We start from the raw sequence: 12,550 nt of genomic DNA on the forward strand, positions 1-12,550 counted from the left end.
CGCGGCACCCGCCCCCCGGGTCTCGTACCCGGCGCGGGCGGGGGGGGCCGGCGGCGGCGCCGGTAAGGGGGGCCGGTCCGCGCTGCCGCGGGCGGCCGCCCCCCGGGGGGGGCGCCCCCCCGGCTCACCGGTCGCGCGCGGTGCGCGACCGGACACAGCACGACGCCGGCTGCTGGTTTTGGCGCCCGGGATCAGCGCTCGTCGTCTGCGGCCGTGGCGACGGTCGTGGTCAGACGGCCACTCTCGTCCTGTATCTCCACGGCGATCTTCTTGAGCTCGGGCTCGAACTTCCGGCCGTGGTGGGCACAGAAGAGCAGCTCTCCGCCGCTGGCGAGTACGACGCGCAGGTAGGCCTGGGCGCCGCAGCGGTCGCAGCGGTCAGCCGCGGTGAGCGGGCTCGCAGGGGTCAGAACAGTAGTCACGTCGCCTCTTCTCTAGCTCGACGAGCTGTCGTACCAGGGTCAACATCCAACCAGGCCGAAAACGTTCCCGCTCGTGGCTTTTCTTCTCTGAGGATTCTGCTGTGTTGATGAGGACGTGCCCCGGGCGTCGGTGGTTCATGCGTGCCGAAATCCCGGGATCCGCCCGCCGCTCGAACGCCCGATCGGGATCGGGTGCGGCGTCCGCGTAGCATAATCCTCTGCCGGGTTGGAGCATAAGCCCCGCCCCGGGCCCCGGTAGCCTGCATAACGGCAGTTCCGGAGCCTGCGCCGGGCCCCACGATCCGCCAGGACCGGTGGTACCGGGAGGAGATGGCGCCCCCGGGGCCCGCGTCCGGGTGCGGTGCTTGTTCGCGCAGCGCGTACAAGCTGCGCGGGGCCGGCCCGCCGTGCTGCGCACCCGGTGCAGGGGATCGGGCACGCAGGGCGACGGGTGTCGGTGCGGCGTGCTGCACTGGCGTTTGGTCCGGATGCGTCCGGATGTGACCGATGAGACAGAACTTCACCGAGGAGAGTGCCGCGTGAGTGCCGAAACGACCGTGCCGTCCGCGCTGCTGGCCGGCGACGACGGTTCCAACTACACCGCGCGGCACCTGCTCGTCCTGGAGGGCCTGGAGGCGGTCCGCAAGCGCCCGGGCATGTACATCGGCTCGACCGACAGCCGTGGCCTGATGCACTGTCTCTGGGAGATCATCGACAACTCCGTCGACGAGGCGCTCGGCGGCTACTGCGACCGCATCGACGTCGTGCTGCACCCCGACTCCTCGGTCGAGGTCCGGGACAACGGGCGCGGTATCCCGGTCGACGTCGAGCCCAAGACCGGGCTGTCCGGCGTCGAGGTCGTGATGACCAAGCTGCACGCCGGCGGCAAGTTCGGCGGCGGCTCCTACGCGGCCTCCGGCGGTCTGCACGGTGTCGGCGCCTCGGTCGTCAACGCGCTCTCCGCCCGCCTCGACGTCGAGGTCGACCGCGGTGGGCACACCCACGCGATCAGCTTCCGCCGCGGCACCCCCGGCATCTTCACCGAGACCAGCCCGGACGCGCCCTTCGAGCCCGGCAACGGCCTGACCAGGGCCCGCAAGGTGCCCAAGACCCGCACCGGCACCCGGATCCGCTACTGGGCCGACCGGCAGATCTTCCTCAAGGACGCCAAGCTCTCCCTGGAGACGCTGCACAGCCGCGCCCGGCAGACCGCCTTCCTGGTCCCCGGCCTGACCATCGTGGTGCGTGACGAACGCCTCACCGAGAGCGAGCAGATCGAGGAGTCGGTCTTCCGCTACGACGGCGGCATCGCCGAGTTCTGCGAGTTCCTGGCCCCCGACAAGCCGGTCTGCGACGTGCTGCGGCTGCGCGGCGAGGGCACCTTCAAGGAGACCGTGCCGGTCCTGGACGACCTCGGCCACATGACCCCCACCGAGGTCACCCGCACCCTCGGCGTGGACATCGCGCTGCGCTGGGGCGCCGGTTACGACACCACCCTGCGCTCCTTCGTCAACATCATCGCCACCCCCAAGGGCGGCACCCACGTCACCGGTTTCGAGCGCTCGCTGGCCAAGACGGTCAACGAGGCGCTGCGCGCGAGCAAGCTGCTGCGCGTGGCCGAGGACGACATCACCAAGGACGACGCCACCGAGGGCCTCACCGCGGTGGTCACGGTCCGGCTCGCCGAGCCGCAGTTCGAGGGCCAGACCAAGGAGGTGCTCGGCACCTCGGCGGCCAACCGGATCGTCGCCGCCGTCGTCGCCAAGGAGCTCAAGGCCTTCCTCACCTCGGCCAAGAAGGACCAGAAGCTCCAGGCCAGGGCCGTGCTGGACAAGGTCGTCGCGGCCGCCCGCACCCGGGTCGCCGCCCGGCAGCACAAGGAGGCCCAGCGCCGGAAGACCGCGCTGGAGACCAGCTCGCTGCCCGCCAAGCTGGCCGACTGCCGCAGCGACGACGTCGACCGCAGCGAACTGTTCATCGTCGAGGGGGACTCCGCGCTCGGCACCGCCAAGCTCGCCCGCAACTCCGAGTTCCAGGCGCTGCTGCCGATCCGCGGCAAGATCCTCAACGTCCAGAAGGCCTCGGTGAGCGACATGCTCAAGAACGCCGAGTGCGCCGCGATCATCCAGGTGATAGGGGCCGGTTCCGGCCGCACCTTCGACATCGACCAGGCCCGCTACGGCCGGGTCATCTTCATGGCCGACGCCGACGTCGACGGCTCGCACATCCGCACCCTGCTGCTCACCCTCTTCCACCGCTACATGCGGCCGATGGTCGAGCAGGGCCGGGTCTTCGCCGCCGTGCCGCCGCTGCACCGGATCGAGCTCACCAACCCCAAGCGCGGCCAGGAGAAGTACCACTACACCTACTCCGACGCCGAACTGCGCTCCACGCTGCTGGAGTTCCAGCGCAAGGGGCAGCGCTGGAAGGAGCCGGTGCAGCGCTACAAGGGTCTGGGCGAGATGGACGCCGACCAGCTGGCCGAGACCACCATGGACCCGCGCCACCGCACGCTGCGCCGGATCAACCTGGGCGACCTGGAGCAGGCCGAGCGGATCTTCGACCTGCTGATGGGCAACGACGTCGCCCCGCGCAAGGAGTTCATCGTGGACTCGGCGGCCACCCTGGACCGCTCGCGCATCGACGCCTGACGCGGGCGCCCCGCGCGCGCCCGCGCGTCCCGTCCGGCCGGGCCTCCACCCGTGGGTGGAGGCCCGGCCGTTCGCGTTCCACCCGGGGTCCACCCCGGCTCCGATCAGCGGGAACGGGCGAATCCGTAGCGTCGGAGAGGTCAGCAACAAGCCTCTCCACGGGACGGAGTCGTCCGATGACCACCCTCACCAACCTGCTCGTGATCGCCGCGGTGCTGGTCCTGGTCGTCCGGCGCCAGATGCGCGTGCAGCGCCTGGACTCCGAGCGCCGCTTCTGGATCCTTCCGCTGATCCTGGGCGCGCTCGCGCTGCGGGACCCGCAGATCATCGACCACCAGCACGCCGTGCTGTCCGGGGGCCTGCTGGCCGCCGGGCTGGTCGCCGTGCTCGCGATGGGCTCCGTCTGGGGCTGGACCGTACGGCTCTGGCGGGCCGCGGACGGCTCGGTCATGCTCAAGGGCACCAAGGCCACGGTCGCCGCCTGGATCGGGATGCTCGCCATCCGGCTCGGCCTGTACGGGATCGGCGGGGCGCTGCACGTCCACCAGTCCGGCAGCTCCCTGATGCTCGGCATGGCGGTCCTGCTGCTGGTCCGCTCGCTCGTGGTGAACTGGAGGGCCCGGGCGCTGGAGCCCACGCCCCCCACCGCCCTCCTGCACTGAACCGCACCGATCCCGCCGCACCGACCCATCGCCGTGAGCACCGCCCTGAGCACCGAGGAGGCAGCCGTGGCCGGCTGGTACTGGACCCGCTGGCCGTCCCGCGAGGGGATGGACCGCGAGGCCGAGAGCCGGCCGCGGCGGGCCCTGACCGTGCTGGGCCGCATCGTGCTGGTGGCCACCGTCACCTGGGGGACCCTCGCCGACGGCAGGTACGCCGGCTGGGCGGCGGTGGCCGCGACGGCCGGACTGGTCGCGGCCTTCGGGCTCTGCGCGGCCTGGCTGCGCGCCACCCGGGAGCAGCGTGCGCTGCCCGCGTACCTGCTGACCGGGGCGCTGGTCGGCGCCGCTTGGCTGGCCAACACCGGTGGGGCGACCCTGCTCGCCGACGTGCTCTGGTACGGCCTGGCGGTGATGGCACTGGTCCGGATGCCGCCCGCGCCCGGGCTGATCACCGCGGCGGCCTCGCTGGCCTCGTACGCGGCGGTGACCACGTCGAGCTGGCTCAGCATCGCGGCCACCGTCGGCGGGATCACCCTGCTCGGCTACCTGTTGCGGCTGGACATCGAGGCGCGCGGCACCTCCCGCCGGCTGCTCGCCCAGGAGCGGGCCGCCCGGGCCGCCGAGGCGGAGAGCGCGGCGCTCGCCGAACGGGCCAGGATCGCCCGGGAGATCCACGACGTGCTCGCCCACAGCCTGTCCGCGCAGCTCGTCCACCTGGAGGCGGCCCGGCTGATGCTGGACGCCGGGACGGACCGCGAGCAGATCCGCGAACGGGTCGTCGCCGCACGGCGGATGGCGCAGGACGGGTTGGCCGAGACCCGGCAGGCGCTGTCCGCGCTGCGCGGGGAGTTCACCCCGGTCGGGGAGTTCCTGGTCGAGCTGGCAGGGCGGGAGCGCGCCGAGCTCACCGTCACCGGCACGCCCCGGCCGCTCGCCGCCGAGGCCGCCCTCGCGGTGCGGCGCACCGCGCAGGAGGCGGTGACCAACGTCCGCAAGCACGCGGCCGGCGCCCGCTGCTCCGTCCGACTGCGCTACCTGGAGGGGGTGGTGGAGCTGGAGGTGCGCAACGCCCGGCCGCCGCGCGGCCCGTCCGAGGACCGGCCGCAGCCGGGGGAGCTGGCCGACAGCGGCAGCGGGTACGGTCTGCTGGGAATGCGCGAACGCGCGGAACTGCTCGGCGGCACGCTGCTGGCGGGCCCGGAGGACGGAGGGTGGCGCGTGCTGCTGCGGGTGCCGGCATGACGGCGGCGGGGGCGACCAGGGTGCTGGTCGCGGACGACCAGACGGTGGTGCGCGAGGGCATCGTGATGCTGCTGGGGCTGCTGCCCGGCATCGAGGTGGTCGGTGCGGCGGGGGACGGGGAGGAGGCGGTCGCCCTGGTGGAGCGTCATCACCCGGACGTGGTGCTGATGGATCTGCGGATGCCGCGCTGCGACGGCGTCGAGGCGACCCGGCGGATCCGCGCCGCGCACCCCGAGACCGAGGTGGTGGTGCTCACCACCTACGCCGACGACGACTCGCTGTTCCCGGCGCTCCAGGCGGGGGCCCGCGGCTACCTCACCAAGGACGCCGGCGCCGAGGAGATCGCGAGGGCCATCGCGGACGTCCGCTCGGGCGCGGCCGGGCTCTCCCCGCAGGTCCAACTCCGCCTGCTGGAAAGGCTTTCGGAGCAGCCGACCGGCTCCGGGAAGACCGCCGAGCGGCCCGCGGCGCGGCCGGGGGAGCTGCCCGACGGGCTGACCGTCCGGGAGGCCGAGGTGCTGGCGCTGATCGCCGAGGGGCTGTCCAACGCCGAGATCGCCCGGCGGCTGTTCGTCAGCCCGGCGACCGTGAAGACCCACATCAACAACCTGTTCGCCAAGACGGCGGTGCGGGACCGGGCGCAGGCGGTCGCCTACGCCTTCCGACACGGAATCACCGGGACGCAGCAGTAGTCGGATGAGTGTCTGTCGGATGATCGATCACCTCATCGAGTGAACGTATCTGCGATGGTCAGGGGCGCTGTCCAGGGGCCGCCATCATGGTTCGGGTCAGAACATCCGGCCGTCCAGGAGCAGCAGTGCCACAGCAGCAGACGAGCAGTCCCGGACCGGGACAGCAATTCGACTGGTGGGCCGCTCCGGCCGCCGGCACCCCCGTTGAGTCCGCCGAGCCATCGGCCGCGCACCGCCGGACGGCGGTACCGGCGCAGTCGGGCCCCGACCGTACGGACCACGCCCGTACGGCCCAGTCGGCGGAGGCCGTCGTCGGGTCAGTGGCCGTCGGCGCACCGGTCCACGGGGCCGCCGACGAGCCGTTCGCCCAGACCACCCCCGACGACCGGGAGTCACCGGCCGTACCGCACCCGCCACTTGACGAGGAGCCGGTCGCCGACCGCACCGAGGTCTACCGGGCGGTCCAGGCCAGCGACACGTTCCGGCAGATCCGCCGCAGCTACCGGACCTTCGTCTTCCCGATCACCAGCGCCTTCCTCGCCTGGTACCTGCTGTTCGTCGCCGCCCAGGCCGGAGCCCCCGACCTGATGCGCAGGACGGTGGCCGGTCCGCTCAACGTGGCCTGGCTGCTGGGCCTGCTGCAGTTCGCCTCGACCTTCCTGCTCACCTGGCTCTACGCCCGCAACTCCCGGACCAAGCGCGACCGCGCCGCCCTGGGCCTGCGCTGGGACACCCAGGACCAACTGCGATGACGACCGTGATGCCCACCATGCCCACCGACGCCGCCGTGGCCGCCGTACGGACCGCGGTACGCACCGCGGTGACGACCGCCACCCCGCCGCCCGTCGCCCCCACCGGCGACCACCACTCGCTCGCGATCGCGCTGTTCGCCGTCGTCGTCCTGGTCACCCTGGGGGTCACCCTCTGGGTCGGCCGCCAGGGCAACGCCGCCGAGGACTTCTTCGCCGGCGGCCGCGACTTCACCCCGCTGCAGAACGGCTTCGCGCTCTCCGGGGACTACCTCTCCGCCGCCTCCTTCCTGGGCGTCGCCGGGCTGATCGCGCTGTACGGCTACGACGGCGTGCTCTACAGCATCGGCTTCCTGGTCGCCTGGCTGGTGGTGCTGATGCTGGTCGCCGAACTCGTCCGCAACGCCGGCCGGTACACCCTCGCCGACGTGCTCGCGCTGAGGCTGCGCCGCCGCAGGGTGCGCGCCGCGGCCGGCGGTGCCAGCGTCGTGGTCACCCTGCTCTACCTGGTGGCCCAGATGGTCGGCGCCGGCTCGCTGGTCGCCCTGCTGCTCGGCACCGGCAGCCCGCACGCCCGCACCTGGACCATCATCGCCGTCGGCGCCCTGATGATCGTCTACGTCACCATCGGCGGGATGCGGGCCACCACCTGGATCCAGATCATCAAGGCCTTCCTGTTGACCGGCGGTTCGGTCCTGCTCACCGTGCTGCTGGTGGTCCGCTTCCACGGGGACCTCGGCGAGCTGATGCGCCAGGCCGCCCAGCACAGCGGTGCCGGGCACCGCTACCTGGAGCCCGGGCTCAAGTACGGCGGCAGCCTCACCAGCCGGCTGGACTTCGTCAGCCTCGGCCTCGGCCTGGTGCTCGGCACCGCCGGCCTCCCGCACATCCTGTCCCGCTTCTACACGGTGCCCACCGCGCGGGCCGCCCGCCGCTCCACGATGTGGGCGATCGGCCTGGTCGGCAGCTTCTACCTGATGGCGATCGTGCTCGGCCTCGGCGCCACCGCGCTGATCGGCTCGGCCGAGGTGCGGCACGCCAACTCGGCCGGGAACACCGCCGTTCCGCTGCTCGCCCTGACGCTCGGCGGCGGCAACGGCAGCACCGGTGGGGTGGTGCTGTTCGCGCTGATCTCGGCGATCGCCTTCGCCACCATCCTCGCGGTGGTCGCCGGGCTGACCCTGGCCTCCTCGGCCGCGTTCGCCCACGACATCTGGGCCGGCGCCTGGCGCGCCCGGCCGGGGCGCGAGCAGACGCAGGACGGCCACGGGCGGCGCCGCCGCGGCGAGGCCGTCCCGTCCTCCCGGGCGGCGAAGGAGTCGGTGTCCGAGGTCAGCGAGCAGCAGGAGGTGGTGGTCGCCCGGATCGCCGCCGCCGGGATCGGTGCGACGGCGATCGTGATCAGCCTCTTCGCCCAGCAGCTGAACGTCGCCTTCCTGGTCGGCCTGGCCTTCGCCGTCGCCGCCTCGTCCAACCTGCCGGTGCTGCTGTACAGCCTGTTCTGGTCGCGGTTCACCGCTCGTGGCGCGGTCTGGGCGGTGTACGGCGGGCTGATCCCGGCGATCGCGCTGGTGATCTTCTCGCCGGTGGTGTCCGGTTCCGCCGAGGCGCTGTTCCCGGGCGTCGACTTCCACTGGTTCCCGCTGGAGAACCCGGGCATCGTCTCCATCCCGCTCGGCTTCCTGGCCGGCTGGATCGGGACGGTCACCTCGTCCGAGCCCGCCGACCCGGACCGGTTCGCCGAGCTGGAGGTACGTGCCCTCACCGGTGCGGGCGCGGCCTGAGCCGTCGCGCCCGGGGAACCCCGGCGGGCCTGGGGCCGCCGGGGTTCCCCCCTGTCCGGCCCCCTGTCCGGCCCCCTGTCCGGCCCCGGGCCGGAACCGGGGGCGCCTCAGGCCCGGGCCGCCGGCGCGTAGCGGTGCTCCGGGCGGCCGGTGTCGCCGTACCGCAGGGTCAGCCGCAGCCGGCTGTCCCGCTCCAGCTGCTTGAGGTAGCGCTGCGCGGTGGACCGGCTCAGCCCGGTGGCCTCGGCGACCTCGTGGGCGGAGAGCGGCTGGCCGGCCCGGCGCAGCACGCCCATCACCAGGTCGGTGGTGGGCGCCGAGTGGCCCTTGGGGAGCGTTCCGGCCGGGGCGGCGGCGCTGCGCAGGGTCGCGAACAGCCGGTCCACCTCGTCCTGGCCGGCCTCCCTGGCCGGGGCGGCGAGCGCGTGCCGCAGCTGTGCGTACGCCACCAGCTTCTCCCGCAGTCCGGCGAAGGTGAACGGCTTGACCAGGTACTGGAGCGCGCCGTGCTGCATCGCGGCGTGCACCGTCGAGACGTCCCGGGCGGCCGTCACCATCATCACGTCGCAGGCCACCTGGCGGTCCCGCAGGCGGCGTACCAGGGCCAGGCCGGTCTCGTCGGGCAGGTGGTGGTCGAGCAGCAGCAGGTCCACCGGGCGGCGCTCCACGGCGGCCAGTGCCTCCCCGGCCGAGTGCGCGGTGCCGGTCACCCGGAAGCCCGGGACCTTCGCCACGTACGCGGCGTGCACGTCCGCGACCCGGAAGTCGTCGTCCACCACGAGTACGTCGATCATCATGCCTCCACGAGCCGAGTGGTGAGCAGGGCCTCGGGCAGCTCGACGGTGAAGCGGGCGCCGCCGAGCGGCCCGCCGTCGAGCACGATCCGGCCGCCGGTCCGTTCGACCAGCCGCCGCACCATCGCCAGCCCCAGCCCGCGCGGACGGTGCGCGGGCGCGTCCTTGCTGGTCCACCCCTCTTCGAAGACCTGCTCGCGCAGTTCCTCCGGCACCCCCGGGCCGCTGTCCGCGACCTGCAGCAGCAGGGTCGGGCCGGCCGCGGCCAGGCTCACCTCCACCCGGCCCCCGCCGCCCGCGGCCAGCGCGTCCACCGCGTTGTCGATCAGGTTGCCGAGCACCGTGACCAGTGCCCGGGCGTCCACCACGGCGTCCGGCAGGTGCGCCGCCGGGGCCAGCGCCAGCCGTACCCCGCGCTCGCCCGCCACCGCGGTCTTGCCCGCCAGCAGTGCGGCCACGTGCGGGTCCTGCACCTGCTCGGCGATCCGCGCGGCGACCACCGCGTGCGAGCCGGACTGCTCCGAGATGAACGCCACCGCCTGCTCGTGGCGGCCCAGCTCAAGCAGGCCCAGCAGGGTGTGCATCCGGTTGGCGTGCTCGTGGTCCTGGGCCCGCAGGGCCTCGGTGAGGCTGCGGGTGGTGTCCAACTCGCGGACCAGCGACTCCAGTTCGGTGCGGTCGCGGAGGGTCACCACCGCGCCTCCCTCGGGCGTGGCCATCCGGTTCACCACCAGGACGCGGTCGTCCCGGACGGCCGGCAGGTCGGTGCCGGGGATCCGTCCGGCGAGCACGTCCGCCAGCCGGCCGGGCGGCAGCACCGCGCCGATCGGGCGGCCGGCGCAGTCCTCGGGCAGGCCGAGCAGCCGCAGGGCCTCGTCGTTGGCCAGCCGGATCCGGCCGCGCTCGTCCAGCGCGAGCATGCCCTCGCGGATGCCGTGCAGCATCGCCTCCCGCTCCACCAGCAGCGCGGAGATGTCGGCCAACGCGATGTTGTGGGTGCGGCGCTTGAGGCGGCGGGCCAGGAGCAGGGTGGCGATCGTTCCGGCGGTCAGGCCGGCGGCCGCGCACAGCAGGATCCCGGTGAGCATCGTCAGCAGCCGGCGGCGGATCGAGTCGTCGCTGATGCCGACCGACACCTCGCCGACGATCCGGCCGTCCGCCATCCGCAGCGGCACCTTGCCGCGGGCGGTGCGGCCCAGGGTGCCCTCCTGGATGGCGGTGACGCTGCGGCCGCTGAGGGCCGGCTCCGGGTCGGTGCTGACCCGCTGGCCGATCCGGCCCGGGTCGGTGTGCGAGAGCCGGATGCCGTCCAGGTCGGTGACCACCACGAAGCTGGCGCCGGTGGCCAGCCGGATCTGCTCGGCGTTGCGCTGCGCGGCCACCACGTCGCGGGCGGCGGCGGCCCGGGCGATGCTCTCGTCGGTGGCGGTGGCCTGGGCGATCGACAGCGCCCGCTGCATCGCGTCGTGGTCCAGCTCGCTGCTGACCGGGGCCAGGAACAGCCCGGCGGTCACGGCGGTGACCCCGACGGTGACGACGGTCTGGCTCAGCAGCAGCTGGGCGAAGACCCGGCGGGGTCCGCGGGGGAGCTTCATCCGGGCCTCCTCTCGGCGGCTGCGGGGGATCGGGCGTCCTCGGAGGGCGGTCGGGGGCGCCGGTGGGTGGGTCGGGACACCCTATGTTTCCGGGGCGTTTCTGTCAGCCGCGTCCCCGCAGTTGTAGCGGAAGCAAAACGAGCAGAACACCCCTCTATGCGGAGAAGTCGCACTACGCGAAGAAGGCTCCCGCCGGGGCCGGGTCCGCTCCTACCTTTCCGGGGCAGGCACAGACCCCGGAGGATGGACATGAGCAACACCCCGGCGATCGAGCTGACCGGCGCGACCAAACGGTTCCGCACCCCGTCCGGGGCGCTGCACACCGCCGTCCGCGATCTCGATCTGACCGTCGCCCAAGGAGAGTTCGTCGCCGTCGTCGGCCCCACCGGCTGCGGCAAGTCCACCACGCTGACCCTGGTCAGCGGCTTGGAGGAGCCCACCGAGGGCGAGGTCAGGGTGTACGGCGAGCCCGTGCGCGGGATCGACCCCAAGGTCGGCTTCGTCTTCCAGCAGGACGCCGTCTTCCCCTGGCGCACCGTCCTGTCCAACGTGACGGCCGGCCCGCGCTTCCGCGGCGTGCCCGCCGCCGAGGCCAGGGAGCGGGCCCGGGACTGGCTCGGCCGGGTCGGCCTGGCCGCGTTCGAGGACCGCTACCCGCACCAGCTGTCCGGCGGCATGCGCAAGCGCGTCGCGCTCGCCCAGACCTTCGTCAACGACCCGGCGATCCTGCTGATGGACGAGCCGTTCTCGGCGCTGGACGTGCAGACCAGGGCGCTGATGTCGGACCAGCTGCTGGAGCTGTGGGCCGGTACGGGCTCGTCCGTCGTCTTCGTCACCCACGACCTGGACGAGGCCATCGCGCTCGCCGACCGGGTCGTCGTCATGACGGCCGGCCCCGCCACCGTCAAGGAGGTCTTCACCGTCGACCTGCCGCGCCCGCGCACCGTGGAGGCCGTCCGGCTGGAGCCGAGGTTCGTCGAGCTGTACCGCGAGATCTGGGCCTCGCTCGGCGAAGAGGTGCGCATCACCAGGGAGAGAGGAGCGGGTCGTGCCGCTTGAGACCGAGTCCGCGTCCGCATCCGAGTCCGTGCCGGCCGGCGCCGGGAAACCCGCGGCCGTCACGACGAGAACCGAGGCCCGCGAACGGGCCGCCCGCCAACGGAAGTCGCTCGTCCACGGCGCCCGGGCCGCGGTGCTGCTCGCCTTCCTCGGACTGTGGGAGGTCTGCGCCCGTACGGACGTCATCGACCCGTTCAACTTCTCCCAGCCGTCGAGGATCTGGGACCAGATATGGCAGTGGATCACCCACGGCACCGCCCAGGGCTCGCTCGGCGAGCAGATCGGCTACACCCTCTACGAGGCCCTCACCGGCTGGGTGATCGGCGTCGTCGGCGGTGTGCTGCTGGGCATCGCGCTCGGCCGGATCCGCTTCCTGGCCGACGTGTTCGGGCCGTACATCAAGGTGCTCAACGCCATCCCGCGGATCGTGCTCGCGCCGATCTTCCTGATCTGGTTCGGCCTGGGCCCGGCCTCCAAGGTCGCCTCCGCGGTGGTGCTGGTGTTCTTCCCGGTGTTCTTCAACGCCTTCCAGGGCGCCCGCGAGGTGGACCGCAACCTCGTCGCCAACGCCCGCATCCTCGGCGCCGACAACCGCAGGGTCACCCTCCAGGTGGTCATCCCCGCCGCCACCACCTGGATCTTCACCAGCCTGCACGTCAGCTTCGGCTTCGCGCTGATCGGCGCCATCGTCGGCGAGTACATCGGCGCCACCAAGGGCCTCGGCCTGCTCGTCGCGGCCGCCCAGGGCACCTTCAACGCCGCGGGCGTGTACGCGGCCATGACCATCCTCGCCGTCGTCGCGCTGCTCACCGAGGGGCTGCTGACCTTCGCCGAGAAGAAGCTGTTCCGCTGGAAGCCCGCCGACGCGGGCGACGGCCGCTGAACTCCCCCTGCCAGAAC

The 12,550-nt window shown here is 73.0% G+C and carries 11 protein-coding genes; 8 read left to right on the forward strand and 3 right to left on the reverse strand.

The features are described from left to right. Positions 1-191: 191 nt before the first annotated feature. Positions 192-422: a hypothetical protein gene (locus ACGF13_RS36850; RefSeq protein WP_392883697.1), complete on the reverse strand. Its 231-nt coding sequence runs from the start codon at positions 420-422 to the stop codon at positions 192-194. A gap of 539 nt (positions 423-961) precedes the next feature. Between ACGF13_RS36850 and ACGF13_RS36855 the strand changes: the two genes are divergently transcribed. The 6 genes from ACGF13_RS36855 (at position 962) to ACGF13_RS36880 (ending at position 8,202) form a co-directional block, all read left to right on the forward strand. Further along, a complete protein-coding gene (locus ACGF13_RS36855; RefSeq protein WP_392883698.1) occupies positions 962-3,073 on the forward strand; it encodes a type IIA DNA topoisomerase subunit B in 2,112 nt (703 codons plus the stop codon). Positions 3,074-3,249: 176 nt separating this feature from the next. Continuing rightward, positions 3,250-3,735 (forward strand): DUF1453 domain-containing protein, encoded by a 486-nt coding sequence (locus ACGF13_RS36860; protein ID WP_392883700.1) that lies wholly within the window; start codon positions 3,250-3,252, stop codon positions 3,733-3,735. 108 nt (positions 3,736-3,843) lie between these two features. Further along, positions 3,844-4,977 carry a sensor histidine kinase gene (locus ACGF13_RS36865; RefSeq protein ID WP_392883754.1) on the forward strand — a complete coding sequence of 378 codons (1,134 nt, stop codon included), beginning with the start codon at positions 3,844-3,846 and terminating at the stop codon, positions 4,975-4,977. Beyond that, positions 4,974-5,669, forward strand: a complete 696-nt coding sequence (locus ACGF13_RS36870; protein ID WP_392883701.1) for a response regulator — start codon at positions 4,974-4,976, stop codon at positions 5,667-5,669. Before ACGF13_RS36865 ends, ACGF13_RS36870 begins: the two co-directional genes overlap by 4 nt. Positions 5,670-5,794: 125 nt before the next feature. Beyond that, the gene (locus ACGF13_RS36875) at positions 5,795-6,421 is read left to right on the forward strand and encodes a DUF485 domain-containing protein (protein WP_392883702.1); all 627 of its coding nucleotides are present in this window, start codon (positions 5,795-5,797) and stop codon (positions 6,419-6,421) included. Then, a complete protein-coding gene (locus tag ACGF13_RS36880) occupies positions 6,418-8,202 on the forward strand; it encodes a cation acetate symporter (protein ID WP_392883704.1) in 1,785 nt (594 codons plus the stop codon). Before ACGF13_RS36875 ends, ACGF13_RS36880 begins: the two co-directional genes overlap by 4 nt. A 107-nt stretch (positions 8,203-8,309) precedes the next feature. On the opposite strand, the gene ACGF13_RS36885 is transcribed toward ACGF13_RS36880, so the two are convergent. After that, entirely contained in the window at positions 8,310-8,996 is a 687-nt protein-coding gene (locus tag ACGF13_RS36885; protein ID WP_392883705.1) for a response regulator, read from the reverse strand. Then, on the reverse strand, positions 8,996-10,591 hold the full coding sequence (locus ACGF13_RS36890; protein WP_392883707.1) for an ATP-binding protein: 1,596 nt from the start codon (positions 10,589-10,591) through the stop codon (positions 8,996-8,998). Before ACGF13_RS36890 ends, ACGF13_RS36885 begins: the two co-directional genes overlap by 1 nt. 249 nt (positions 10,592-10,840) lie before the next feature. Here ACGF13_RS36890 and ACGF13_RS36895 point away from each other — a divergent pair, with 249 nt between their 5' ends. Both ACGF13_RS36895 and ACGF13_RS36900 read left to right on the forward strand, forming a co-directional pair. Beyond that, the gene (locus ACGF13_RS36895) at positions 10,841-11,650 is read left to right on the forward strand and encodes an ABC transporter ATP-binding protein (RefSeq protein WP_392883708.1); all 810 of its coding nucleotides are present in this window, start codon (positions 10,841-10,843) and stop codon (positions 11,648-11,650) included. A gap of 28 nt (positions 11,651-11,678) precedes the next feature. After that, on the forward strand, positions 11,679-12,533 hold the full coding sequence (locus ACGF13_RS36900; protein WP_392883756.1) for an ABC transporter permease: 855 nt from the start codon (positions 11,679-11,681) through the stop codon (positions 12,531-12,533). The last annotated feature ends 17 nt before the right edge of the window (positions 12,534-12,550 follow it).

Origin of the sequence: Kitasatospora sp. NPDC048286, from assembly GCF_043201735.1 — a bacterium.
In the GTDB taxonomy this organism is placed as follows: Bacteria; Actinomycetota; Actinomycetes; order Streptomycetales; family Streptomycetaceae; genus Kitasatospora.